The 24623-nt window shown below is 38.8% G+C and carries 23 protein-coding genes and 2 other annotated features; of the genes, 16 read left to right on the top strand and 7 right to left on the bottom strand.

Annotated elements, in window-relative coordinates; translation table 11 throughout:
- Nucleotides 1-33: 33 nt before the first annotated feature.
- Nucleotides 34-828 carry an SDR family NAD(P)-dependent oxidoreductase gene (locus IGI58_RS06380; protein ID WP_225534548.1) on the bottom strand — a complete coding sequence of 265 codons (795 nt, stop codon included), beginning with the start codon at nucleotides 826-828 and terminating at the stop codon, nucleotides 34-36.
- Nucleotides 829-857: 29 nt separating this feature from the next.
- A complete protein-coding gene (locus IGI58_RS06375; protein WP_429954075.1) occupies nucleotides 858-1700 on the bottom strand; it encodes an aldo/keto reductase in 843 nt (280 codons plus the stop codon).
- 155 nt (nucleotides 1701-1855) lie between these two features.
- On the opposite strand from IGI58_RS06375, the gene IGI58_RS06370 reads away from it, so the two are divergent.
- The gene (locus IGI58_RS06370; protein ID WP_087641847.1) at nucleotides 1856-2236 is read left to right on the top strand and encodes a winged helix-turn-helix transcriptional regulator; all 381 of its coding nucleotides are present in this window, start codon (nucleotides 1856-1858) and stop codon (nucleotides 2234-2236) included.
- 42 nt (nucleotides 2237-2278) lie between these two features.
- Here IGI58_RS06370 and IGI58_RS06365 read toward each other — a convergent pair whose 3' ends face one another.
- Entirely contained in the window at nucleotides 2279-3157 is an 879-nt protein-coding gene (locus IGI58_RS06365) for a YitT family protein (RefSeq protein WP_087641848.1), read from the bottom strand.
- 186 nt (nucleotides 3158-3343) lie between these two features.
- Nucleotides 3344-3838 (bottom strand): cysteine hydrolase family protein, encoded by a 495-nt coding sequence (locus IGI58_RS06360; RefSeq protein ID WP_225534552.1) that lies wholly within the window; start codon nucleotides 3836-3838, stop codon nucleotides 3344-3346.
- Nucleotides 3839-4028: 190 nt separating this feature from the next.
- Between IGI58_RS06360 and gshAB the strand changes: the two genes are divergently transcribed.
- Nucleotides 4029-6296: a bifunctional glutamate--cysteine ligase GshA/glutathione synthetase GshB gene (gene gshAB, locus IGI58_RS06355; protein WP_429954076.1), complete on the top strand. Its 2268-nt coding sequence runs from the start codon at nucleotides 4029-4031 to the stop codon at nucleotides 6294-6296.
- 152 nt (nucleotides 6297-6448) lie between these two features.
- Here the strand turns inward: gshAB and IGI58_RS06350 are convergent, their stop codons facing one another.
- Both IGI58_RS06350 and IGI58_RS06345 read right to left on the bottom strand, forming a co-directional pair.
- Nucleotides 6449-6856, bottom strand: coding sequence for a hypothetical protein (locus IGI58_RS06350; RefSeq protein ID WP_087641851.1), 408 nt, complete (start codon nucleotides 6854-6856; stop codon nucleotides 6449-6451).
- Between the two features lie 18 nt (nucleotides 6857-6874).
- A complete protein-coding gene (locus tag IGI58_RS06345) occupies nucleotides 6875-7321 on the bottom strand; it encodes a YueI family protein (RefSeq protein ID WP_087641852.1) in 447 nt (148 codons plus the stop codon).
- A gap of 346 nt (nucleotides 7322-7667) precedes the next feature.
- Here IGI58_RS06345 and IGI58_RS06340 point away from each other — a divergent pair, with 346 nt between their 5' ends.
- The 4 genes from IGI58_RS06340 (at nucleotide 7668) to IGI58_RS06325 (ending at nucleotide 11498) form a co-directional block, all read left to right on the top strand.
- Nucleotides 7668-8615 (top strand): ABC transporter permease, encoded by a 948-nt coding sequence (locus IGI58_RS06340; RefSeq protein WP_087641853.1) that lies wholly within the window; start codon nucleotides 7668-7670, stop codon nucleotides 8613-8615.
- Nucleotides 8612-9580: an iron chelate uptake ABC transporter family permease subunit gene (locus IGI58_RS06335; RefSeq protein WP_087641854.1), complete on the top strand. Its 969-nt coding sequence runs from the start codon at nucleotides 8612-8614 to the stop codon at nucleotides 9578-9580. Before IGI58_RS06340 ends, IGI58_RS06335 begins: the two co-directional genes overlap by 4 nt.
- Complete coding sequence (locus tag IGI58_RS06330; protein WP_087641855.1) at nucleotides 9577-10335, top strand: ABC transporter ATP-binding protein; 759 nt, start codon at nucleotides 9577-9579, stop codon at nucleotides 10333-10335. Before IGI58_RS06335 ends, IGI58_RS06330 begins: the two co-directional genes overlap by 4 nt.
- Before the next feature lie 200 nt (nucleotides 10336-10535).
- Nucleotides 10536-11498, top strand: a complete 963-nt coding sequence (locus IGI58_RS06325) for a siderophore ABC transporter substrate-binding protein (RefSeq protein ID WP_429954077.1) — start codon at nucleotides 10536-10538, stop codon at nucleotides 11496-11498.
- A gap of 47 nt (nucleotides 11499-11545) precedes the next feature.
- Here IGI58_RS06325 and IGI58_RS06320 read toward each other — a convergent pair whose 3' ends face one another.
- Nucleotides 11546-12847, bottom strand: a complete 1302-nt coding sequence (locus IGI58_RS06320) for a MucBP domain-containing protein (RefSeq protein WP_429954078.1) — start codon at nucleotides 12845-12847, stop codon at nucleotides 11546-11548.
- A 246-nt stretch (nucleotides 12848-13093) separates the two neighbouring features.
- Nucleotides 13094-13328 (top strand) — a binding site (T-box leader).
- A gap of 532 nt (nucleotides 13329-13860) precedes the next feature.
- On the opposite strand from IGI58_RS06320, the gene IGI58_RS06315 reads away from it, so the two are divergent.
- The 10 genes from IGI58_RS06315 (at nucleotide 13861) to IGI58_RS06270 (ending at nucleotide 24541) form a co-directional block, all read left to right on the top strand.
- On the top strand, nucleotides 13861-15507 hold the full coding sequence (locus tag IGI58_RS06315; RefSeq protein ID WP_429954079.1) for a peptide ABC transporter substrate-binding protein: 1647 nt from the start codon (nucleotides 13861-13863) through the stop codon (nucleotides 15505-15507).
- Between the two features lie 10 nt (nucleotides 15508-15517).
- The gene (gene pepT / locus IGI58_RS06310; RefSeq protein WP_429954081.1) at nucleotides 15518-16759 is read left to right on the top strand and encodes a peptidase T; all 1242 of its coding nucleotides are present in this window, start codon (nucleotides 15518-15520) and stop codon (nucleotides 16757-16759) included.
- Nucleotides 16760-16810: 51 nt separating this feature from the next.
- Nucleotides 16811-17038, top strand: a binding site (T-box leader).
- 642 nt (nucleotides 17039-17680) lie between these two features.
- Nucleotides 17681-19045 carry an anthranilate synthase component I gene (gene trpE, locus IGI58_RS06305; RefSeq protein WP_429954082.1) on the top strand — a complete coding sequence of 455 codons (1365 nt, stop codon included), beginning with the start codon at nucleotides 17681-17683 and terminating at the stop codon, nucleotides 19043-19045.
- Nucleotides 19042-19623 carry an anthranilate synthase component II gene (locus IGI58_RS06300; protein WP_429954083.1) on the top strand — a complete coding sequence of 194 codons (582 nt, stop codon included), beginning with the start codon at nucleotides 19042-19044 and terminating at the stop codon, nucleotides 19621-19623. Before trpE ends, IGI58_RS06300 begins: the two co-directional genes overlap by 4 nt.
- Nucleotides 19620-20633 (top strand): anthranilate phosphoribosyltransferase, encoded by a 1014-nt coding sequence (gene trpD, locus IGI58_RS06295; protein ID WP_429954084.1) that lies wholly within the window; start codon nucleotides 19620-19622, stop codon nucleotides 20631-20633. The genes IGI58_RS06300 and trpD overlap by 4 nt, the downstream gene beginning before the upstream one ends.
- Nucleotides 20634-21392, top strand: coding sequence for an indole-3-glycerol phosphate synthase TrpC (trpC, locus tag IGI58_RS06290; protein WP_429954085.1), 759 nt, complete (start codon nucleotides 20634-20636; stop codon nucleotides 21390-21392).
- Complete coding sequence (locus IGI58_RS06285; protein WP_429954086.1) at nucleotides 21389-21994, top strand: phosphoribosylanthranilate isomerase; 606 nt, start codon at nucleotides 21389-21391, stop codon at nucleotides 21992-21994. Before trpC ends, IGI58_RS06285 begins: the two co-directional genes overlap by 4 nt.
- Entirely contained in the window at nucleotides 21987-23180 is a 1194-nt protein-coding gene (trpB, locus tag IGI58_RS06280) for a tryptophan synthase subunit beta (protein ID WP_429954088.1), read from the top strand. The genes IGI58_RS06285 and trpB overlap by 8 nt, the downstream gene beginning before the upstream one ends.
- Complete coding sequence (gene trpA, locus IGI58_RS06275) at nucleotides 23177-23938, top strand: tryptophan synthase subunit alpha (RefSeq protein WP_429954089.1); 762 nt, start codon at nucleotides 23177-23179, stop codon at nucleotides 23936-23938. The genes trpB and trpA overlap by 4 nt, the downstream gene beginning before the upstream one ends.
- Nucleotides 23939-24028: 90 nt before the next feature.
- Nucleotides 24029-24541: an isoprenylcysteine carboxyl methyltransferase family protein gene (locus tag IGI58_RS06270; protein WP_429954090.1), complete on the top strand. Its 513-nt coding sequence runs from the start codon at nucleotides 24029-24031 to the stop codon at nucleotides 24539-24541.
- The last annotated feature ends 82 nt before the right edge of the window (nucleotides 24542-24623 follow it).

Raw genomic sequence — 24623 nt, 5'->3', positions numbered from 1 at the left:
ACTGAAACAAAAGTCGATGTAACGGTTATTTTTTTAAAAGATGGTTGGTACCATACCGCCATCCATACGAATCGCCGCTCCGCTAAAAGCAGAGGCGTAAGGACTGCTGACAAAAGCCGCCAAACGACCGATTTCTGTTGGATCGATCAAGCGTTGGATTTGTGAGAGCGGCCGATTATTGATCATAAATAATCGCTCTTTTTCTTCTAAAGATAATTCAGGATCAGGATACATTTCTTCGATCATATCACGAACACCTTCAGTCATTGTTGAACCAGGCATGATCGTGTTAACGGTGACCAAAGTACCTTTTGTGAGTTTGGACAAACTTTTAGCTAAAGAAAGCTGCATTGTTTTGGTCATACTGTATTGCGGCATTTCGCCTGAAGGCATGATAGCTTCTTCACTAGCAATAAAAATCACTCTGCCGAAGTTTTCTTCAAGCATAGTTGGTAAGTAGAATTTAACTAGATCATTTGCAGCTAGCACATTGGTTCGAAAGAAACGTTCCCATGTCGCATCATCGATATCTTCATAAGCCATTGGTTGAAAAATCCCCATATTATTGATAAGAATATCGACTTTAGGAAATTGTGAAAATAATGTTTCACGTTGTTTCGGATCGACAATATCCCCAGTTGCTGCCTGCGGTGACGTTTCCGGGTAGTTTTCTTTTATTTCCTTGACTAGTTGCTGTACTTCTTGCTCCTTACGGCCGTTGATCAGTACATCCGCGCCTTCTTTTGCCAATTCTAAAGCGATCGCTTTACCGATCCCTTTCGTAGATCCGGTGATCAAGGCTTTTTTACCTGCGATGCCCATTTCCATATGATTTCCTCCTTTGTCTTTATTACATACTATTCAAAAAAGAAAGTATCCGGATGCGGTCCTACTCGAGTACCGTTATCCAGCTGGTCGATCAATGCTAAATCCTCTGTCGATAATTCAAAATCAAACAGATCTGCATTACTGGCGATACGCTCTTCTTTGATCGATTTAGGAATGACGATGATCTCATTTTGCACATGCCATCTTAAAATGATTTGAGCAGCTGATTTATGATATTTTTCTGCAAGAGTCAAAATCGTTGGCTCTTGTAATAGTTGTCCTTGCATCAATGGAGACCATGCTTCGATTGCGATCCCTTTTTCTTGTAAAAAGCTGCGCATTTCTTTTTGAGCCATTCTTGGATGAAGCTCAACTTGGTTTAATACAGGAGTAACTTTAGCTGTTTCAAGCAAGGTTTCCAAATGATGGATCTCAAAATTACTAACGCCGATTGCTTTGATCTTTCCAGCGATATATAGCTCTTCCATCGCTTTCCAAGAAGTTAGATACTCATTATTTCCAGGCCAGTGGATCAAATACAAGTCTACATAATCTAACCCTAATTTTAGCAGGCTTTCGTTGAATGCGGTAATCGTTGGATCGTAGTCTAATTGGTGATTCCAAATTTTAGTCGTGATGAATAAGTCTTCGCGTTTTTTTCCAGTAGCTGCTAAGCCGCGGCGAATCCCTTCCCCAACACCTTCTTCGTTGCCATAGATTTGTGCAGTATCAATGCTGATATAACCTGCTTCGATGGCTTTTTGAACAGAAAAAATCGTGTCCTCGTTGCTTACTTGAAACACACCTAAGCCAAAACCAGGCATTTTTACGCCATTATTTAATAAAACTGTATCTGTTAATGAATGAATCATTTGAATCTTCCTCTCGCTTTTAGAATAAAACTATCGTATCAGCAATCGTTCTGTTTGAATAGTACGTACTTTAAAGTTTTATACACGCCTAAAAGTAACTAATTGATTTATCAATGTTTTTCTGTTTTAATAAAGAGCGAAAGGATGCGTTGCTGATGGAAAACGTACAAACTATCGTCGAAAAAGAATACAACATTGGCGTAGAAGTTACTGTAGATGTGATTGGAGGAAAATGGAAACCGATCATTCTTTGTAATTTAAGACATCAAGTCATGAGGACAAGCGAATTGCTTCGGGCGATCCCTAAGATCTCACAAAAAATGCTGACACAGCAATTACGTGAATTAGAGCAAGATAATATCATCGATCGCAAGGTCTATAACCAAATCCCGCCTAAAGTAGAATATAGCTTGAGTGAGTACGGCGAATCATTAGGTGAAATCCTTGATTTACTTTGTTCATGGGGCGAAAAGCATGCAGAGCATTTGATCGATAATGGTGAAGCGATCAGCTTGAATTGTGATAAATTTAAATAAAAAACAGATGTGTGTCAACAAAGACACACATCTGTTTTTTTACTATAAATTATTTGTTTCAATTCCATATTCTTCAGCAATTTTTTTCAAACTAAAACCGCGTCCAAACACTTCACTTGCATTCATGGAAACAATAAAGGCTTCTTCATCGATTTCAAGTACGCCTTCTTTGATACGGTTAAAGTCTTTTTCACTGATCACAGTCATCATCAGCATGCTTTTAGTTTGTTGGTAGCCGCCTTCGATTGGAATGAGTGTCATCCCTTTATCCATACCGATCAGGATTTTTTCTTTGATTTCTGCATATTTTGGTGAGATGATCAGCACATTTTTCGAACGAACAAATCCAACTTGGACCATATCAACAACACGCCCGATAATATAAAGACAGATCAATGAGAATAAAACAGTATCTGTACTAAAAACATATAAAGCAGATAAAATCACCAAACCATCAACAAATAAAATCGACACGCCTAAAGAAATTTTAAAATATTTATTCACGATTTGAGAAATAATTGCAGTTCCGCCAGTTGAAGCATTGCCTCTAAATTCCAATCCCAAACCAACACCAGTCAAAATCCCGCCGAATAGCGTTGCTAGAAAAATATTATGCGTCAGCACAGGAAAATTAGCAGTGATTCCAACGAAAAACGGATAAATCAGACTCCCATAAATCGTTTTGATCCCCACATCTTTACCTAATAATAAAAAACAAAGCACTAACAGTGGCAGGTTGATTGCATATAAGACAAGTGCCGGGCTGATACCGAAAAGGTGGTTGATCACAACGCTGATTCCATTTGCGCCTCCTGCAACGATTTTGTTTGGCAGCAGTACGGAATTGATTGAAACCGCCAAAACAAAAGAACCGATCGTCACATATAGTGCATCTTGAATCTGTCTTTTCGTAAATTTCATTTTATACATTCCTCCATAGTTAAAAATCTTGAAACTGAGAGAGTGAAAGGATGAAGCTGTTCAATCGCTCAATAAATATCCCTTAGCTATACTATCATGAATGGCTAAGAGATATCATGAGATAATTTTAATTTTTCAGCCTATAGTTATGGTAAAATGGAACCAAGTAGAAATGAACGAAATGCATTAAATAAAAGTCAAAAAGCGTTTATTCCATAATTGCTCATGGTGCTGGATGATCGTTTTGGCTCCAAGCAATTCATTATTTAGGGTGGTGCTAAGCCCTTTTTTCATGAAATTTGTGTAGCCTAACCCATGAGCCATTCGAATAGTTGTATCTACACAATACTCTGTCTGAGCACCGCAAAACTCAAGCTCAGTTACAGCAAGCTCATCAAGCTGTTGTTTAAGAACGGTTTTAAAAAAGGAATTAGCATGTGTTTTTCCAATATAATAATCTTCAGGGCGAGCGTCTAACTGTTCAAATAATTGCCAATTGTGACTTTGTGGAATCAGTTCCTCATCCTCGTGTTGGATAAAGATGATTGGCAGTTGCTGCTTGCGGTATGCGTAAATTCGTTGATTGACACCAGTCAATACATCATTTAACTGAAACAAACCATTACCAGTTTGTTCAAGACCATTTTGCAAGTCAATTACGATCAAGGCTCGATTAGTCATTGATAGTTCCTCATTTCAATTTATTTTTTCTAGTATACAATGATTTTTTTGATGGTGAAAGTAGTAAATTTCGCCGATAGATAAGGCAATCATGTTCTTTTTGACAAAATTAAGCGTAAATATTCTTTTTACCGCTCTTTTTTTATATAATGAGTAGTGATGAATAATAACGGGGAAGAAAGGCGACAAAATGAAATTTAAAGAGTTATTACAACAAAAAAGTGTCCGTCCATATACGGCAGAGGCACGCTTTGGTTTAGAAAAAGAAAGTCAACGTACGACATTTGATGGTGCGTTAGCAAAGACTGATCATCCAGCAATTTTAGGAAATCGTTCCTATCATCCATATATTCAGACAGATTTTAGTGAAACACAGGTAGAGTTGATTACGCCAGTAGCAAATTCGATCAATGAAATGCTGCGTTATTTAGCAGCGATCCATGATGTTGCACTGCGGTCTATGAATAAATCAGAAATGCTATGGCCGTTAAGTATGCCGCCAAAATTACCTGAAAAAGATGAGGAGATCAAAATTGCCAAGTTAGAGCAATTTGAAGGAATCCTTTATCGACGCTATTTAGCGCGAGAATATGGCAAACGGAAACAAATGGTCAGCGGGATTCACTTTAATTTCGAATATGCGATTGAATTAGTTCAACAATTATTTGCTGTGCAAACAGAATATGAGACGATCGAAGATTTCAAAAATATTTTATACATGAAGGTTTCACGTAATTATTTACGTTATCGTTGGTTGATCACTTACTTATTTGGCGCGTCGCCAGTTAGTGAAAAGGGCTATTTTACAGAGAAGGAAGATCGTCCAAAAGAGCCAGTCAGAAGTATCCGCAATAGTGCATTCGGCTATAAAAATAAGGAAAATGTCAAAGTTTCCTATGAATCGCTTCAAAGCTATATCGACGACATTCATCGAATGGTGGAAAATGGCATTTTATCAGAGGAAAAAGAGTTCTATTCGGCGGTTCGATTACGTGGCGGCAAGCAAATGTCTGATTTACCTAAAACCGGTATTCGTTATATCGAATTAAGAAATTTAGACTTGAACCCGTTTGCTCCTTTAGGAATCGAAGAAGAATCTTTGGAGTTCATTCATTTGTTTATGCTGTATCTGCTTTGGACGGATGAAAAAGAAACACCAAATGACTGGGTAGCAACCGGTGATTTGTTGAATGAACAGGTTGCTTTAGGTCATCCATTTGCCCAAGTAAACTTGGTAGCAGAAGGCGATCGGATCTTTGCAGAGATGGATGAAATGATCGAAACTTTAGGGTTGTTCAAATTCAAAAAAGTCCTTGAGATCCACAGAGGACAGTTGAGGACTCCTGATTTGACGATCGCAGGAAAAATGTGGACGATCATCGAGAGTAATTCGAATCATGAATTAGGAATCGTTTTTGGGAAAGAGTATCAGGGAATGGTTTATGAAAGACCCTATCAGTTAGCGGGATTTAGGAATATGGAATTATCTACGCAACTCTTCTTATTTGATGTTATTCAAAAAGGGATAGAGGTTCAGATTCTAGATGAACAGGAACAATTTTTGAAGTTGACCCATGAAGGTCACGTAGAATATGTCAAAAATGCCAATATGACTAGTAAAGATAGCTATATCGTACCACTGATCATGGAGAATAAGACGGTAACGAAAAAAGTCTTAGCAGAAGTTGGCTTCAATGTTCCTGCTGGAGATGAATTTGATAATTTAGAGCAAGCAGAACAGGCGTACATGAAATACTCTGAAAAAGCATTCGTCATCAAACCTAAAACGACCAATTATGGTTTAGGGATCACGATTTTCAAAGAAGGTGCTTCTTTAGCTGATTACAGCGAAGCACTGAAATTGGCTTTTAAAGAGGATTCTGCTGTTTTGATCGAAGAGTTTCTACCGGGAACAGAATATCGTTTCTTTGTGATCGATGACCAAGTGCGGGCGATCTTATTACGTGTTCCAGCTAATGTGGTAGGTGATGGCGTTCGGTCGGTCGAAGCGTTAGTAGCTGAGAAAAATTTGAATCCTTTAAGAGGGACGCATCACCGTTCGCCATTGGAGATCATTCAGCTGGGAGATGTTGAGCGATTGATGTTGAAGGAACAGAACTTGTTAGTGACATCGGTGCCTGAAAAAGATCAAGTCGTCTATTTACGTGAGAATTCAAATATCAGTACAGGCGGCGATTCGATCGATGTAACGGATGATTTTGACGAGAGTTATAAACAAATTGCGATTGAAGCAGTGAAAGCCTTGGGAGCAAAAATCTGCGGGATCGATTTGATCATTCCAGACAAAACGATCAAAGGCAGCAAAGATAATCAGACTTACGGGATCATTGAAGCTAATTTTAATCCGGCGATGCATATGCATACCTATCCTCATGCAGGACAAGGACGTCATTTGACGATGGACGTTTTGAAATTATTGTATCCAGAAGTGTTTTAAAAAGAAAAAAAGGGAGTGCGGGACAAAACTAAAAATCAGTTTTGTCCCGCACTCTAAATCTTAATAAACGGTGGAAACAGAAGCAACTCCTTCGGAAATAAGCTTGACACTTCTGTCCCATCCTCTCTTTTTTCCGTTTTAGTTAGCACTATTTAGTATTCCAATTCCTTGATCGCGATGGTTTGTTTGGTTTCTTCGACTGCCAATCCAGTCTTGTTTTCCCACCATTGCTTCATTTCACGTTCATAGGTTGTCGGAAAAACGGCGATGACATCAATTAAATTTTTCCCCAGCAATCGGGCATAAGGATAATTCAGAATCAGGTTATATTTAAGTTCAGTCAGCAAACTGTAATATTGAAACATCATATAGTGCAGTTCCTCCTCATCGTCTTCAAGCATGACTTTGGGGGCATGTTCCAACATAAAACCAAAACTTCTCATCATAAAAGTAAATGCATCCATATGATCCTCTTCGATTTGTTCGACTTCTCTAAGTAAGGTAATATGAGCAGTCAGAGCATTTGCTAAATCTTGTTTTAGTAACTGTTGTTCGATCATTTCAAAGAACTCCTTTCATTAATTGAATAAATTATGCCAAAACCCTTTTTTCGCAGATGACTTTTCGTCAGAAGCTGTTTCTTTAGGGTATTTTTTTGTGATATCGATCGTTTCTACATTGACTGCTTCTTTTGCAGCCAAAATCAATCCTAGTGAATCGGGTGTATTCGTGACAGAATCATTGACCACCGTGAAGGGAATATTTCTTTCATTGATCGATTTGATATAACTTGATTGTAAAGCAATATCCATAGCGCCATTTAAAAGAACAGAAGTATCCGGATGTTGCTCAGCTTCATTCAAAAAGTGCTCTTTGTTGATTGGATCTTTCATTTGAGTGATGGTCATTGTTAGGTAACAGCGTTCTCGAAAAGTCCCCATATACTTTCGCTGTTCCTCTGGTTTTAGCTGCGGGGTGCCATACATTGCATTGTCTAAATGTTTTTGTAAGTCATCTTGAGCCATAGATTATCGAACCTGCTTTCATTCAGTAGTCTTAAACAAATTATAGCACAGAACACTTGAAAGCACTGATTTTATTCGTTGTTTAAAGAAGTTGAAAGAGCAAAAAAGTGTTGCTTTTCTCACGAATTTCGCATAGACTAGTAAATAAGAATGAAAATCATTCTCAATTAGAAAAGCTGAGCATACTCGTTCAACTTCGACAGAAAAATAGGGGGTCGTGAATGTGTATGCTTTTGCCATAGACAGGAGCCAACTTTTTTCGAGAAGTTAGTATGCAAAGTTAGCTCGATAGAAAAATTGTAAAACACCATCGTGGTTTTTTATTTAGAAAAAATGGAGAGAGTTTATGAAAAAATTGGGGTTATTTGTTCTCCTGCTTATTTTGATCGTGTCGTCTATTTTTGTTGGGGTCAAAGATATTTCTCTGGCTCAATTCTTTCAATGGGATGCACAGCAACAGTTGGTATTGTTGACAACAAGGATACCACGAACGATCAGCTTAGTGATCGCTGGCAGTACGATCAGTATTTCTGGTTTGATCATGCAGCATTTGACACAAAATAAATTTGTTTCTCCAAGTACGGCAGGTACGATGGACAGCGCGCGTTTAGGTATTTTGGTCGTTATGGTCTTTTTCCCAAGTGCACCATTGTTATTTCGCTCGTTTATTGCGTTTCTCTTTGCTTTTGGCGGGACACTGACGTTTATCTATTTAACGCGTTTTTTACCGGCAAAAAATCAAGTGATGATTCCTTTGATCGGCGTGATGTTTGGAAATATCATTGGTTCGATCGCTACTTTTTTTGCGTATCAGTTTCAGCTGGTTCAAAATATGTCTTCTTGGCTGCAGGGGAATTTCTCCACAGTGATGAAAGGAAATTATGAACTATTGTATCTGACGATACCTTTACTGGTCGTCACTTATTTATTTGCCTACCGATTTACAGTAGTTGGAATGGGTGAAGACATGGCAACCAACTTAGGGATAAATTATCAGCGCATTCAGCTGTTTGGTTTAGGGATCGTCGCTTTATCTAGTGCAGTTGTGCTGATCATGGTCGGAAATATTCCCTTTCTAGGCGTCATCGTTCCAAATCTTGTTTCAATGAGATATGGGGACCATATGAAAAATACACTGGCGATCACAGCGGTGGGTGGCAGTATTTTCCTATTAGCCTGTGATGTGTTAGCACGTGTGGTGATTGCGCCTTATGAAGTGCCTGTTAGTGTTGTTGTCGGCGTGTTAGGCAGCTTTATATTTATTGCTTTATTGATGAGGAGGAAAACAGCATGAAAAAATTCTTCCATTCATCAGCGGCCAAAATCATAGTTTTGCTTTTGGCTGTTTTGCTCGTTTGTACGCTGTATTTATCCTATAAAACGTATGGAAATTGGGCGTTTGCGTTAGAGCTTAGAGGAAAAAAACTACTAGCATTTATTTTTGTCGGCGTAGCCGCAGCTTTTTCAACCATCAGTTTTCAAACCATGACCCAAAATCATTTCTTAACACCAAATATTTTAGGATTGGATTCGTTATATGTATTCATTCAAACCTTATTGTTTTTTATTTTAGGTGGACAGCAGCTTTTAGGGAAAGAAACGATTGGGACTTTTTTGATCAATGTCTTGTTGATGGTCGCAGCTAGTATAGTATTGTCGCGCTTCTTGTTACGAAAAGGCAGCAATGATCTATTTTTACTATTGATGATTGGGATCATCTTAGGCACGTTTTTCAATAGTATCAGTACTTTTTTGCAGGTAGTGATGGATCCAAATGAATATGATCTACTTCAAGGAAAACTGTTTGCCAGTTTTGGCAATGTGAATAGTCAGCATTTAATGATCGCAGGGGTCTTGATTACATTGTTGGTCGGATTTCTTTGGATGAAAAGTGCTACTCTAGACGTGTTACATCTGGGAAATGACCAGGCAACCAGTTTAGGTGTGGATGTGCCAAGGTTTCAATTTATCTTATTAACGGTGATCAGCGGATTGATCGGTTTGTCAACAGCATTGGTTGGACCTGTGACATTTTTAGGTTTTATTGTAGCAAATATGAGTTATCAATTGATGGGCACTTATCGTCATCGTGATTTGTTTTTAGGCGGCAGCTTATTGTCGATCTTATTACTTGTTTTTGGTCAATTTCTAGTAGAACAGGTTTTTCAGCTGAACACGACGTTAAGTATTGTGATCGAGTTTGGCGGCGGGTTGTATTTTGTCGGGAAAATAATTAGTGAAAGGAAGCAGCGCGGATGATCGAAATCAAAAATGTGTCAAAAAGATATGGTGAAAAGATTGTTGTCTCAGAGGTTCAGTTGCCGATCACAGAACAAAAACTGACCGCTTTTATTGGACCAAACGGAGCTGGAAAAAGTACTTTACTTTCAATGATGAGCCGCTTGATTCCTAAAGATACTGGTGAAATCTATTTAGATCATAACGAAGTCAAAACGTGGAAGCAAAGTGAATTATCTAAAAAATTATCGATCCTGAAACAAACGAATGGCATCAATTTGAAGATCACAGTCAGGGAATTAGTTAATTTTGGTCGTTTTCCATATAGTAAGGGGCGTCTGAAAAAAGAAGATCATGAAAAAGTTGAAGAAGCCATGAAAAATCTGGGGTTGCTTGATTTGGCAGATGAGTTGATCGATACGTTGTCCGGCGGCCAATTACAGCGTGTCTATATTGCCATGGTTTTAGCACAAGACACAGATTATATTTTGCTGGATGAGCCATTGAACAATCTGGACATGAATTTTGCGGTTCAAATGATGCAGACATTACGTCGCCTAGTAGATGAATTTGGTAAAACAGTGGTCATCGTACTTCATGATATCAATTTTGCCGCTAGCTATGCAGATGAAATCGTAGCCATGAAAGACGGTCGATTATTCACTCACGGCACGACGGATGAAGTGATCCAGTCTGAAACGTTGAACAAACTTTATGATATGAATATCCGAATATGCGAAATTGAAGGCAAACGCTTTTGCATGTATTTTAGCTAGAAAAGCTGAATACGTTGCTCAGCTCTCGAGCAAATAAGGAAAAACGTTCAAAGGTGTTCTATGCCTTTGAAACGATTTTATCTATTTGTCGAAAGAGCTAACGTAAGAAGCTGGAATAAAGAAAAGCTGAGTACGTTGTCCAGCTCTTGATCAAATAATTTAATTAAAAAATCAATATAAATATAATTGGGGGAAATAGAATGAAGAAGAAATTTTTAGCAGTTGCAGCAGTATCAATGATCGCCTTACTAACGTTAGGTGCTTGCGGAAATAGTAGTAACAATGCGACAGATGGTTCAGCAGCAAAAGAATTAAATACAGAAGAAACGACGATTACGGTAGAAGATTCAAATGGTTCTGTTGAAGTACCGAAAAATCCTAAAAAGGTCGTTGTTTTTGATAATGGTTCATTAGACACACTGGATGCTTTAGGTGTTGGCGATACAGTTGTCGGAGCACCGACCAAAAATTTACCAGAATATTTAGCTGACTATAAAAAAGTTGAATCAGCTGGCGGGATCAAAGAACCAGATTTAGAAAAGATCAATCAATTAAAACCAGATTTGATCATCATTTCTGGTCGTCAGCAAGATTTCCAAGATAAGCTTGAAAAAATTGCGCCAACTATCTATTTAGCAGTAGATGCGAAAGACACATGGAATTCTACTAAGAAAAATATTGAAACACTTGCTGAGATTTTTGATAAGAAAGAGGAAGCGAAAACAAAAATCGCTGATTTAGAGAAAGAAATCGCTGATGTAAAAGAAGAAGCCGAAGCAAGTGATAAAAAAGCATTAGTTGTTTTAGTAAATGAAGGGCAACTATCTGCCTATGGTACAGGTTCTCGTTTTGGCATCGTGCATGATACATTTGGTTTCAAGCAAGCAGATGATACGATCGAAGCCTCTACTCATGGTCAAAGTGTCTCTTATGAATATGTCTTAGAAAAAAATCCGGATATTTTATTTGTAGTTGATCGTACGAAAGCAATTGGCGGAGATGACACAAATGATAATGTAGCGGATAATGAATTAGTAAAACAAACAAATGCTGGAAAAAATGATAAAGTCGTTTCATTGCAGCCGGATGTTTGGTATTTAAGCGGCGGCGGACTTGAATCTACTCGTTTGATGATTGAAGATGTTGCAAAAGCATTGAAATAAAAATAAAGCAGGTGAACCTTTGTAATGAAGGATCATCTGCTTTTTTATTAAATAGTAAATTCATTTTCTCTCTTTTTCTTTGTAAAATAAACAACACCAAGCAAACCAAAACCAATTACAGTCAACGAGTTTGACATTTTCCTTTCACCTGTTTTAGGTAGCTGTGCCTGTGTGTAGCTCTTTTTCTGAATTAGAGGTGGTAAGAGTGTATTCATTTGTTTATTTGTTGTTACTTGGATAACGCTTGGCGAAGATGCATTGTCCTTTTTCCGACTACTTGTTTGCGTAGTTTTCACTACAGGAAGAGTGCCAGGTACGGTAGTAGTTATACCTTCTGAAGGATCTGTAGTGCTGGTGATCTTTCTATAAGTTGCTGTGAAATATTGATCTTCTAAACCATAGATCCCTTCGATAGAAGTTGCTGTTGTTTGTTTAGCAGATAAAGAGAAGCCTAGAAATTCATAGCCAGCAATTACTGGTGCATCAATAGTAAAAGAATCGTTAAATTTCCCAGGTTGTGAAACAGGCGTTCCTAAGGTCGTACCGTTTTCATCTACACAAACGATATTTACAGTCGTCTGAACACGATCATATTGATAGATAACAGTTTGTGGAGTCGCCGTGATCGTACCTGTTGCATTTTCTGGTGTAGCAGTTAAAAAATAACCTGGAACTGTGATCGGCATCGTGTTGTAGCTGTCGCCAACAAATCCAGCAACAAAAAGATCGAATTGAGTGAGCAGATTGCCAAAATCATCAAGATGTTTGATGTTGACACTCCCAAAAGTTATCGTGACAGGTTTGCTGATCACAATGGACAATGAATGGATCCCTGTTGCAGAAGCCGGAAACGTCACTTGAACACTGAGCTGACCAGAAGCATCGGTGATAGGAACTGCCATATCAGATGAGCTAGTCACAATATCATCTGCTGCCACAGTCACGGGCAATGAGAAAACTTGAGTAGTATTGACTGAGCCGCTGAAAGAAATGTTTTGTGTAGTACCGGATCGTTGATCTTCTAAAGAAATAATTACAGTCACTTCAGCATTCGTTTCATCTGCAGCCGAATTTTCTGTAAAAGTATTTTCTGAATCAGAAAGGTTAGCTTCGGGTTCAAGCAATTGTTCGGCCGATCCGCTTGGTGTTGTCTCTAAAATGTTTTCTTCAGTAGTATTCAAAGGTGTTTCTGATATTTTTTCTTCATCAGCCATAAGGGTTTCGTCAATGGCTGTTTGTTCTTGCTGTGTGTCTGTTCCTTCTTCAGCAAAAACAAAATGTGCATTCAGCAAAGCAGGTGTTAGCAGCAATGCTAAAAGTAATTTAGTCATACGGTTCTTCTTTTTCAAATTCTTTCCTCCTTTTAATCCAACAAAACATTAACAACTCTTTAACTTATAGTGTACCAGTTCCTTTAACGTCTGTCTTCATAAAATGAGAAGATAAACCCAGTTGGAATAGCTTTAAACAGTGCCTTTTTCATGTTTTGAATACATTATTTTAGAACGTGTACATAATTTAGAATGAATCGAAATGACTATTGACTCGCTCTCTTTTTTTATGCTACAATCCTTGTAATACATTATCTATTAAAAATAAATGTGAAGATGAGGAAAGTATTTTCTAGATAACTTAAAGAGAGTCTCGGCTGGTGGAAAGAGATAGTGACGATGGAGAAGAAAATGGCCTTTGAGCAAATTGGTTGAACACGTTAAAACCAATTCAGGTGCGCCTGTTATAGCGCCTCAGTATGATTGTACTGAATGAGTGGGTTTATCATTAAACCAATTGAAGGTGGTACCGCGAAAGTTTACAGCTCTCGTCCTTTTTTAGAGGATGAGGGCTTTTTGCCGTGAATCACTGCGACTGGCTACGCCAAAGCAGATGATGAACAGTACTTGGCGAGCGTAGCCGAGCGAAGTGACCAAACTAGTGAATCACTATACTACGTTTCGATCGCATCAAATTCTAAGAGCTAAAGTTCTAAAAATTGAAGGACTGTAACTGGCTACGCCAAAGCAGATGATGAACAGTACTTGGCGAGCGTAGCCGAGCGAAGTGACCAAACTAGTGAATCACTATACTGAGTTTCAATCGTATCAAATTCTAAGAGCTAAAGCTCTAAGAATTGAATCATTGTGTCTAGCTCCAACAGAGCAGACGATGAACAGTATTCAGCAAGTAAGGATGGAACATTGAGCAGCTAGAATAGCTATCAACAAGTGAGCGTTAAAGTTCAAGGATCAAAGTCCATCAGATGAATGCACCAAAGACAAAGAAGTAGCTTTTGCTCACAACACTCAATATTCACAATGAATGGTAGGAGTAGCTAATGTATGAAATTATTGAAGGGGGAACTAGAATGAAAAAGAAATTACTTATCGCAAGTGCGGTATTTGCAAGCTTATTACTAACAGCCTGCGGAGGAAATGATAAAAAAGAGACGACTAAAACAGAAACGGAAGGCTTGGCAACAACTCAAAAAATCGAAATCAGTTCACCGGCGCCGTTATCTACATTAGATACGACACAAACAATGGATAAAAATACCTTTACGATCGTCCAACACTTATTTGAAGGCTTGTATCGCTTTGACGATGACAGTACACCGATTCCTGGCTTAGCTGAAAAAGTCGATATCAGTGAAGATGGCTTAACATATAAATTTACACTGAAAGACAATATCAAATGGAGCAATGGTGAACCGATCACTGCACAAGATTTTCTTTACTCATGGAAAAAGCTAGTCACACCTGAAACGATCGGACCAAATGCATACTTATTAGATAACGTAAAAAACAGTAAAGCAATCCGCAATGGTGAAAAATTAGTTGATGAGATGGGGATTTCTGCACCTAGTGATAAAGAATTTGTTGTTGAACTGGAACAAGCGCAGCCTTCATTTTTGACCGTTGTTTCAATCGGCTGGCTAGCACCTCAAAACAAAGAATACGTTGAAAAACAAGGAAAAGAGTACGCACAAGACAGCGATCATTTGATCTACAGTGGACCATTTATTTTGACTGATTGGGATGCCTCATCTGATACATGGACTTTGAAGAAAAATCCAGAATATTATGAAGCAGACAAAGTGAGCTTGGAAGAAATCAAAGTCAATACGATCAAAGAAGAAAATACAGGCATCAATTTATATCAATCAGGTGAGTTGGATTTAACTCGTATCAGCGGACAATATGTTGCTCAATATCAAGATGATGCAGGGTATGTGACTCATTCTGATGTAGCAAATTATTTCTTAGATTTCAATAAACAAGAAGGTACTGCGCCGGCAAATGTTCATTTGCGTAAAGCAATTGCTCAGGCAATCGATAAAGAAGCTTTAGCAAAAAGCGTATTAAATGATGGCTCAAAACCGCTAAATGGCTTGATTCCAAGAAATCTTTACAAGAATCCGGATACTTCAAAAGACTTCCGGGAATTTAGTGGAGACCACTTAGTGTATGATGTTGAAAAAGCACAAGAAGAATGGAAAAAAGCACAAGCAGATCTAGGCGATAAAGTGAAATTATCGATTTTAGTATCAGATGATGACAACGGGAAAAAACTCTCTGAGTATGTCCAAAGTCAATTACAGGAAAATCTGAAAGGCTTGGAAATCACGATCAACGCACAGCCTAAGAACAATGTACTTGAATCTAGAAAAAATAAAAAATATGAATTATCTTTATCTGGTTGGATCGCTGGCAGCAGTGATTTAGATTCATATTTTAATCTATATGACGGGACATCTTCATACAATTACGGCGGCTATGAAAATAAAGACTACGACAAACTGGTAACCGAAGCAAAAACAACACATGCGAATGATCCGGAAAAACAATTCGACGACTATAAAAACGCAGAAGATATTCTCTTAGATCAAGATGCAGCACAAGTGCCGCTGTATCAAAGTGCATCAAACTATTTGATCAATCCTAAAATCAAAGGAATCAGTTATCATTTATACGGGGATCATTTCAATCTTAGAACAGCCTTTTTAGAAGAGTAAGGAGAGCGAAATGGAGAACTTATTAGATCGTTTTATCCGTTATGTAAAAGTCAATACACGTTCTGATGCAGCAAGTCAAACAGTACCAACGGCTTTGGGACAAGTGGAACTAGCTAGAATCATCGAAAAAGAATTGATCGAGATCGGTCTTTCTGATATTCATTATAATGATAAAAATGGTTTTCTGACAGCGGTACTGCCAGCTACGATCACCGAAGATATTCCAACGATCGGTTTTATTGCGCATTTAGATACGGCAGATTACAATGCAGAGAACATTCAGCCAAAGATTTTTAAAGAGTATGATGGAAAATCGGTTATCTTAAATGAACAGCAGTCGATCACTATGGAAGTTGAAGAATTTCCTAATTTAAAAGAATATACCGGTCAGACGTTGATCACAACAGATGGAACGACTTTATTAGGAGCTGATGACAAGGCGGGGATCGTTGAAATTTTAGATGCAGTTGAGTATTTATTAGCTCACCCAGAAATTCCTCACGGAAAAGTACTGCTTGCATTTGGACCGGATGAAGAAATCGGCCGCGGTGCGGACCGTTTTGATGCGGCGAATTTTCCGGCAGCTTTTGCCTATACAGTGGACAGCGGTCGAGTAGGATGTTTTGAATATGAAACCTTCAACGCTGCGCAAGCGGTGATCACGATCGAAGGGACAAGTGTTCATCCAGGGACAGCCTATGGTACGATGGTCAATGCAATTAAGATAGGTGAACAATTGGATGCGTTGTTACCAAAAGAAGAAGTTCCAGAAAAAACACGCGGACATGAAGGGTTTTATTTATTGACGAAATTCAACGGTAGTATAGATTATGCTGAATTGACTTATATTATTCGCGATCATGACAAAAACTTATTCAATCAGCGTAAGGAAGTTTTATTGGATCATGTGACTAAACTAAATGAGTCATTTGATAAAAAAAGATTGACTATTGAATTCGTCGATCAATATTACAATATGAAAGAAGTCATCGAAAAAGATATGACTTCGGTAGAATTAGCTGTAACTGCAATGGAAAATTTAGGGATCGAACCAGACATTCAACCTTTCCGAGGCGGAACGGACGGATCAAAAATCTCATTTATGGGCATTCCTACACCTAATCTCTTCACAGGCGGCGAAAATTTTCATGGACAATATGAATTCATCACATTAGAAGCCATGGAAAAAGCAGCCAAAACGATCGTCGAAATCATTAAAGAAAACACGATTCGCAGACAAAATGAAAAATAATATAAAAAATAGTTGACAATATTAGAGTTTTCTAATATGATTATCCTCAATAGCAAAGCTTTGAGAAAGAGGAGTAACAACACAGAAACTTTTCAGAGAGCTGGTGGCGGTGAGAATCAGCAGGGGATGTGTTGCGAATGGACTTTCGAGCAAAATGTTGAACAAGTAGTAGGCATTTTCGGGAACTCCCGTTATAGAGTAAGGTCGTTGATAGACGACTGATAAGAGGAAAGAATTTCTTTCAAACTTGAGGTGGCACCGTGATCATTCGCCCTCAAACCACAGATACCTTGTGGTTTGAGGGCTTTTTGTTGTGAATCACTACGATTGGCTAAGCCAGAGTAGATGATGAACAATACTTGGCGAACGAAGTGAGCGAAGTACCCGAAGTATGAATCACCAAATGCAAGAGGCTTAGAAAACAACTAACGAAAAACTAAAAAGAGCGTTGGAGCTAAGTCAGAGCAGATGTTGAACAATACTTGGCGAACGAAGTGAGCGAAGTACCCGAAGTATGAATTACCAAACGCAAGAGGCTTAGAAAACAACTAACGAAAAACTAAAAAGAGCGTTGGAGCTAAGCCAGAGCAGATGTTGAACAATACTTGGCAAACAAAGTGAGCGAAGTACCCAAAGTATGAATTACCAAACGCAAGAGGCTTAGAAAACAACTAACGTAAAACTAAAAAGAGCGTTGGACTTAAGCCAGAGCAGCTAGTGAACAATACTTGGGAACTAAAAGCAATGAAGTTAGCAACCACTCACTGCCGTCGGTGTAAGTACTAAATCTCTCAAGTTTAAAAAAGAATCGATTTCCAATGAGGTGGTACCGTGGATACTATTATTCGCCCTCACAAGACAGAGTTACGTCTGTTTTGTGAGGGCTTTTTGTTTTATCAAAAATAGAAAAGAGGGAAATAGATGCAATTGATCAAAGAAATTCAGGCAGATTATTTAACAGCAGTATCAGCATTTCTACGAATCAAAGGAAAAAACAAATGCCTTTTGGAAAGCATTCCAAGAGACAAGAGCAAAGGTCGCTATTCGATCATCGCTTGGGATGCAGTAACTGAGATCACGTACACAGAAAAGCAATTGACTATCGCTGGCAAAACGATCACTACACATGAGCCGCTAAAAGAAATTGAGAAGTATGTTTTAAAAAACGAAGAAATTGCAGCAGATCTACCATTTCAGGGTGGAGCGATCGGCTATGTTGGCTATGATGTAGTTGCTTGCTATGAAGACCTAGGAGAGCTGCCTTTGGATGAAATGGCTATTCCTGATATCCATTTTTACCTATTTGATTCTTATTTGATTTTTGATCATGTGGGTGAAAAGATTTCTCTTGTTGAAGCGAATACCTACTCGAATCGCTCTGTAAAGGAACTAGAACAGGCGCTCCAACAAAAAAAGGATGAGCTTCAAATACCAAGTGAAGCAGAACAAAAAGATATCCAGTTAACACCGCTGAATTATCAAAGTAATTTTACAAAAGAAAGTTTTAAACAGGTAGTCAGTAAGGTAAAAGAGTACATCAGACAGGGGGATTTATTTCAGATGGTTCCTTCACAGCGCTTAAAAGCTGAGTTCAAGGGAGAGCCATTTGATTATTACCGTCGATTACGTGTGACGAATCCGTCTATGTACTTGTATTTCTTAGATTTTGGAGAGACGTACGTCGTTGGTTCATCTCCAGAAAGTTTAGTTAGTGTGAAAGATGGGATCGTCACGACGAATCCGATTGCGGGCACCCGAAAAAGAGGAAAGACGATTGAACAGGATGCGGTTTTAGAGAAGGAACTTATCAATGATGAAAAAGAGCGGGCAGAGCATTTGATGCTGATCGATCTAGGGAGGAACGATGTTGGAAGAGTCAGTGAGATTGGTTCAGTAGAAGTGCCGGTCTATATGACGGTGGAAAAATATCGCTTTGTGATGCATATCGTTTCTGTCGTTACAGGCAGGTTAAAAGCAGAATTATCTGCTATGGACGCCTTAAAAGTGACCTTACCGGCAGGGACAGTCAGCGGAGCACCCAAGATCAGAGCAATGCAGCGCATTTATGAATTAGAGCCGGTCAAAAGAAATATTTATGCTGGTGCAGTTGGTTATTTATCTAAAAATGATCAAGCAGATTTTGCGATCGCGATTCGTACGATGGTCATTCATAAAGGAATTGCATATGTACAGGCAGGAGCGGGGATCGTTCATGACTCAGATCCGGCAAAAGAATATGAGGAGACGTTGCAAAAGGCTAAGGCACTATTGGAGGTGAGCCAATGATTTTATTGATCGACAATTATGATTCATTTACATACAATTTAGCTCATTTATTAGGAGAATCTAGAGAAGTTATGGTTGTGAGAAATGACGACAAGCAATTAGTTGATTTGGCAAAAGAGGCTTCGAGTATCGTCATTTCTCCTGGACCAGGAACACCTGCTGAAACAGGCCAAGTAAAACAAGTGATCCAAGACTTTCATCAAGAAAAACCGATGTTAGGGATCTGTTTAGGGCATCAAACGATTGGAGAAGTATTTGGTGCTCGAGTAGCTTTAGCTGAAGAAATTCGTCATGGCAAGCAATCGATGATCCAAACTGCACCAAACAGCCGTCTTTTTAAAGGCATGCCATCTGAACTGCCAGTAATGCGTTATCACTCTTTAGTGATCGATCCAAGTACATTGCCACAGGAGTTTGATATTTCTGCAACGGCTTTAGATGATCAGGAAATTATGGCGATCGAGCATCGGAACTATCCAGTTTTTGGTTTGCAGTTTCATCCAGAATCAATTGGAACACCTGTTGGTAAAGAAATGATTCAAAATTTTATTCAACTAATGGAGGAACAAAAAATATGAAGCAATTATTTGAGAAAGTATTCAGAAGGGAACATTTAACACGTCAAGAAGCGCAACAAGTCGCTGAAAAAATGTTTGAAGGAGAAATGACGGATAGCCAGATCGCTGCTTTTTTAACCGCATTGAAGATCAAAGGTGAAACAGCAGAGGAAATGGCGGGAATTGCTGAAACCATTCAAAGCAAAGCTGTGATGATCCCATGTCAACAAGAAAATGTCATGGATAACTGTGGTACAGGTGGAGATCAGTCTGGGAGTTTCAATATTAGTACGACAGCTGCATTTGTACTAGCTGCAGGTGGAATAACAGTAGCAAAACACGGGAATCGAAGTATTTCTAGCAAGTCAGGCAGTGCAGACATTTTTGAATGCTTGGGACTGGATCTGACGCTTTCTCCCACTAAACTAAGCATACTACTCAACGAGGTTGGTCTGGCCTTTCTTTTTGCGCCCCACATGCATCCTAACATGAAATATGTGATGAATGTTCGAAAGGAATTAGGGACTCCGACCATTTTGAATTTGATTGGCCCGTTGACAAACCCTGTTCATTTAGATTCTCAATTGATGGGAACTTATCGCCGAGATTTATTGGAAGAGACGGCTAAAACATTGGGCGGTTTGGGGCGCAAGCGGGCGGTCGTGGTCAATGGATCAGGAGGGATGGATGAGGCCTCATTAGCAGGAACAACGCATTTTGCTTTACTGGAAAATGATAGAATTTCTATGCATGAAATCAGCCCCGAAGAATTTGGCTATACTCGTTTGCCGCTGGAGGCTGTTCGCGGAGGCAATGCAGAAAAAAATACGGAAATTCTGCTATCTATCTTAAAAAATCAAGCCAGTCCTTATTTAGATACAGTTTTATTGAATGCAGGATTAGGATTTTTTAGTAATGGAAAAGTTGGGACAGTAAAAGAGGGTATTTCTTTGGCGAAAGACTGCGTTGCCAGCGGTGCAGCATTTGATAAATTACAGCAATTGATCCGCGCACAGCAGGAGGTAGCATAGATGGATTTTTTAGATAAGATTCTTACTGAGAAAAATCAAGAAGTGGCGCAAATGTCTAAGGAAAAACTTCAACCGCTGCGTCAAACTGTTTCATTCTATGAACGAGTAAAGAAGCAGCCGGAAAAAATGCATATTATCGGCGAAGTCAAACGTGCGTCTCCTTCTAAAGGGGCAATCAATCTAACCGTCGATATTCTTGAACAAGCTAAAGCGTATGAACAGGCTGGTGTCACAGCGATTTCGGTGCTGACGGATGAATCGTTTTTTAAAGGCTCGATCGAAGATTTACGAAATGTTGCAGCTGAGGTTGCTGTTCCGGTATTGTGTAAAGATTTTATCATCGATGAAAAACAGCTGATTCGCGCACGAAATGCAGGAGCAACGATTGTTTTACTGATCGTTTCCGCATTATCTCAGACTAAGCTTGAGTTTCTATATAATCAGGCATTAGCATTGGGTCTAGAAGTATTGGTTGAAGTGCACGATGAGCAGGAACAGGCGATTGCTGAAGCTTTAGGTGCAGTTTTGATTGGGGTCAATAATCGTAATCTAAAAACGTTCGATGTTTCTATTGAAGTCAGTCAAAAATTGGGCAAAAAACAACAGACAGACGCCGTTTATATCAGTGAATCAGGATTTTCAAGTGATAAAGAGGTTGCTTTAGTAAAAGATCATTATCAAGCAGTTCTTGTTGGTGAAGGATTGATGCGTCAAAATGATCCTAAGTCAAAAGTTAAGGAGTTGCAAGTGAAGCGATGAAAGCAAAAATTTGCGGATTGCAGACAAAAGAACAGGTAGATACAGCAGTCAAAAATGGCGCAGATTATCTTGGTTTTGTTTTTGCTGAAAGCAAACGAAAAATCAGTCCAGATCTCGTCAGAGAAATCACGAAAGACGTCCCGAAAACAGTCAAAAAGGTCGGCGTGATGGTTGCGCCAAATTATCAGGAAGCAGAAGAGATCATCCAGCAGGCGAAGCTGGATATGATTCAAATTCACGGCATGATGGCAACAGAGCATTATTCTGTACCGGTGATTCAGGCGATCACGGTCAATAGCGATGAACATATCAAAATGATTCAAGCGGTAACGACCAATTATTTACTTTTCGATGCCCCACCGCAAAAATTTGTTGGCGGAAATGGACAAGTATTCGACTGGAAAAAGCTTGATCTAGATCAACTAATAGATAAAAAAATAATTATTGCTGGCGGATTGACGATTGAAAACGTACAGGAAGCAAAAGAACGTTTTTCCCCTTATGCGGTAGATGTTTCCAGCGGAGTTGAAACAAATGGGGTCAAAGACCTAAAAAAAATAAGAGCCTTTTTGAAAAAGGCCAAGGAGGAATACGATGTATAATCAACCAAATAAAGGATTTTATGGAGAATTTGGCGGACAGTTTATCCCCGAAACCTTAATGTATGCAGTGAAGGAATTAGAAGAAGTCTATGAGGCATCAAAAAAAGATGAAGAATTTCAAAAGGAATTAAATTACTATCTAAAACAGTACGTTGGAAGAGAAAACCCGCTTTATTTTGCTGAGCGATTAACTGACAAAATCGGCGGAGCGAAGATTTATTTAAAAAGAGAAGACTTGAACCATACAGGAGCGCATAAAATCAATAATACGATCGGCCAAATTTTATTAGCCAAAAAAATGGGTAAAAACAAAGTCGTTGCAGAGACTGGTGCTGGTCAGCATGGTGTAGCGACTGCAACCGTTGCTGCATTATTTGGGATGGAATGTACCGTTTTTATGGGGGCAGTGGATGTTGCTCGTCAATCATTGAATGTTTTTAGGATGGAGTTATTAGGTGCCAAAGTGGTAAGTGTGACCTCTGGTAGTGAGACGTTAAAAGATGCCGTGAATGAAGCCTTGCGATTCTGGGTTGCGAATGTCGAGGACACTCATTATGTGATGGGCTCGGTCTTAGGACCGCACCCATTTCCTGAGATCGTTCGTGATTATCAAAGTATTATTGGGATCGAAGCTAGGCGTCAGATTTTAGAAGCAGAACAAAAATTACCTGATGCAGTTATTGCTTGTGTAGGCGGCGGAAGTAATGCGATGGGGATTTTCTATCCATTTATCAATGATGATGTTGCATTGATCGGAGTAGAGGCTGCGGGTTTAGGCTTGGAGACGGAATCACATGCGGCTTCGATCAATAAAGGAAAAACGGGTGTATTGCATGGCGCGATGATGAAACTGCTTCAGGATGGAAATGGGCAAATTTTAGAGGCTTTTTCGATTTCTGCCGGGTTAGATTATCCTGGCTTAGGACCGGAGCATTGCCATTTGAATGAAATCGAGCGAGCGACCTATGCATCTGCCACCGATCAGGAAGCACTGGAAGCTTTTGAGCTATTATGCCAAACAGAAGGAATCATTCCCGCTTTAGAAAGCGCTCATGCAATCAGTCATGCGGTGAAGGTAGCAAAAGAGCTTGGGAAAGAGAAACAAATCATCGTATGTCTTTCAGGGCGTGGGGACAAAGATGTGCAGCAGATCAAAGCATTATTCGAACAGGAGGATAACAAATGAAAACATTGACCAAGCATTTAAAAACAAAACAACAAAACGGTGAAACGATTTTTGTTCCGTATATCATGGCGGGCGCACAAGGTTTGGATCAATTGGAGAGTGAAATTTCTTTGCTTTCTGAGGCGGGTGCCAGCGCAATTGAATTAGGGATTCCATTTTCAGACCCAGTGGCAGATGGGCCAGTTATTCAAGCTGCTGGTTTACAGGCACTGCAAAAAAATGTCTCTCTAGAAAAAATCATTGCACAATTAAAAAAAATCAAGACCACTACTCCTTTGATTTTGATGACTTATTTCAACCCCATTTTTTATTTTGGACTGGAAAAATTCATTCAAGAATTACAGGAAACGAATGTCAAAGGAGTGATTATTCCAGATTTGCCATTTGAGCATCAAGGATTATTGACCCCGCTTTTAAAAGACAGCGATGTTGCATTGATTCCGTTGGTGGCATTGACGACGCCTAAAGAACGAATCGTCGAATTAGTGGAAGCGGGAGAAGGATTTATTTATGCAGTAGCGGTTAACGGCGTAACTGGTACAGGACGAGAGTATCAAACTTCTTTAGATGAGCATTTAGCTTATATTCAAAGTATCAGTGATAAACCGGTTCTCGCTGGATTCGGTATTTCTTCCAAAGAGCACGTTGAGCGATTTAGACAAAATTGTGCTGGCGTGATCGTAGGCAGTAAAATCGTTCAATTACTGAATGAAGGAAAAACAAAAGAAATAGAATTGTTTGTTAAATCTGTCATTTAGATTGTTTTTGTGTTTTCAAAGTATTGTTAATCGTTCTGATATGTTCTAAAATAGGAATGTTGATATTTAAACACAGAGGAGCGGTATACTATGATTTATTTGTTTTTTTTAATATTTGCAAGCATTAGGTTACTTTTTTTGAGGTATTCAATCAAAAATGAAAAAGCAATTTTAGCGAATGGCGGAAGAGAGTACGGAGCAAAAGTTTCTTTTCTATTGGTGATCGTTCATACGATCATTTACTTTTCTGCCTTTTTTGAGGGAATCGTGAGAAAGGTCAGCTTAGACACAGTTAGTATGATAGGACTGTTATTGATCGGCCTTTCATATAGTGTTTTAGTTTATATCATTCACTTGTTGGATAAGTTTTGGACGGTGAAACTGATGGTTGCGAGTGATCACGTGTATGTTGATCATTGGTTGTTCAAAAAGATCGAACACCCAAATTATTTTCTTAATATAATTCCTGAATTGATAGGGATAATACTATTTTTTCATGCTTGGCTGACAGGGATCATCGGTTTACCTATTTACATGGTTATCCTTATGTTGAGAATCAGAGAAGAAAATGAAGTGAATAAGCAATTTAAAGAGGAAGTCTGAGTATCATCAACGACTATTTTTTACTTTGTTCAAAATTAACTTGCATGGCGTTTCGTCTTTCTGTAAAGTAGTATAAAAAGCA

This window comes from Enterococcus sp. AZ020, from assembly GCF_050499205.1.
GTDB classification, from domain to species: domain Bacteria; phylum Bacillota; class Bacilli; order Lactobacillales; family Enterococcaceae; genus Enterococcus_L; species Enterococcus_L dunnyi.
Note: the sequence above shows the minus strand (reverse complement) of the source record. Positions and strands in the feature narration are given on the sequence as shown.

What these genes read in the sequence shown, in the direction of transcription:
- IGI58_RS06380 (WP_225534548.1), bottom strand. Translation starts at nt 828, where the DNA reads ATGGAAATGGGCATCGCAGGTAAAAAAGCCTTGATCACCGGATCTACG.
- IGI58_RS06375 (WP_429954075.1), bottom strand. Translation starts at nt 1,700, where the DNA reads ATGATTCATTCATTAACAGATACAGTTTTATTAAATAATGGCGTAAAA.
- IGI58_RS06370 (WP_087641847.1), top strand. Translation starts at nt 1,856, where the DNA reads ATGGAAAACGTACAAACTATCGTCGAAAAAGAATACAACATTGGCGTA.
- IGI58_RS06365 (WP_087641848.1), bottom strand. Translation starts at nt 3,157, where the DNA reads ATGAAATTTACGAAAAGACAGATTCAAGATGCACTATATGTGACGATC.
- IGI58_RS06360 (WP_225534552.1), bottom strand. Translation starts at nt 3,838, where the DNA reads ATGACTAATCGAGCCTTGATCGTAATTGACTTGCAAAATGGTCTTGAA.
- gshAB (WP_429954076.1), top strand. Translation starts at nt 4,029, where the DNA reads ATGAAATTTAAAGAGTTATTACAACAAAAAAGTGTCCGTCCATATACG.
- IGI58_RS06350 (WP_087641851.1), bottom strand. Translation starts at nt 6,856, where the DNA reads ATGATCGAACAACAGTTACTAAAACAAGATTTAGCAAATGCTCTGACT.
- IGI58_RS06345 (WP_087641852.1), bottom strand. Translation starts at nt 7,321, where the DNA reads ATGGCTCAAGATGACTTACAAAAACATTTAGACAATGCAATGTATGGC.
- IGI58_RS06340 (WP_087641853.1), top strand. Translation starts at nt 7,668, where the DNA reads ATGAAAAAATTGGGGTTATTTGTTCTCCTGCTTATTTTGATCGTGTCG.
- IGI58_RS06335 (WP_087641854.1), top strand. Translation starts at nt 8,612, where the DNA reads ATGAAAAAATTCTTCCATTCATCAGCGGCCAAAATCATAGTTTTGCTT.
- IGI58_RS06330 (WP_087641855.1), top strand. Translation starts at nt 9,577, where the DNA reads ATGATCGAAATCAAAAATGTGTCAAAAAGATATGGTGAAAAGATTGTT.
- IGI58_RS06325 (WP_429954077.1), top strand. Translation starts at nt 10,536, where the DNA reads ATGAAGAAGAAATTTTTAGCAGTTGCAGCAGTATCAATGATCGCCTTA.
- IGI58_RS06315 (WP_429954079.1), top strand. Translation starts at nt 13,861, where the DNA reads ATGAAAAAGAAATTACTTATCGCAAGTGCGGTATTTGCAAGCTTATTA.
- pepT (WP_429954081.1), top strand. Translation starts at nt 15,518, where the DNA reads ATGGAGAACTTATTAGATCGTTTTATCCGTTATGTAAAAGTCAATACA.
- trpE (WP_429954082.1), top strand. Translation starts at nt 17,681, where the DNA reads ATGCAATTGATCAAAGAAATTCAGGCAGATTATTTAACAGCAGTATCA.
- IGI58_RS06300 (WP_429954083.1), top strand. Translation starts at nt 19,042, where the DNA reads ATGATTTTATTGATCGACAATTATGATTCATTTACATACAATTTAGCT.
- trpD (WP_429954084.1), top strand. Translation starts at nt 19,620, where the DNA reads ATGAAGCAATTATTTGAGAAAGTATTCAGAAGGGAACATTTAACACGT.
- trpC (WP_429954085.1), top strand. Translation starts at nt 20,634, where the DNA reads ATGGATTTTTTAGATAAGATTCTTACTGAGAAAAATCAAGAAGTGGCG.
- IGI58_RS06285 (WP_429954086.1), top strand. Translation starts at nt 21,389, where the DNA reads ATGAAAGCAAAAATTTGCGGATTGCAGACAAAAGAACAGGTAGATACA.
- trpB (WP_429954088.1), top strand. Translation starts at nt 21,987, where the DNA reads ATGTATAATCAACCAAATAAAGGATTTTATGGAGAATTTGGCGGACAG.
- trpA (WP_429954089.1), top strand. Translation starts at nt 23,177, where the DNA reads ATGAAAACATTGACCAAGCATTTAAAAACAAAACAACAAAACGGTGAA.
- IGI58_RS06270 (WP_429954090.1), top strand. Translation starts at nt 24,029, where the DNA reads ATGATTTATTTGTTTTTTTTAATATTTGCAAGCATTAGGTTACTTTTT.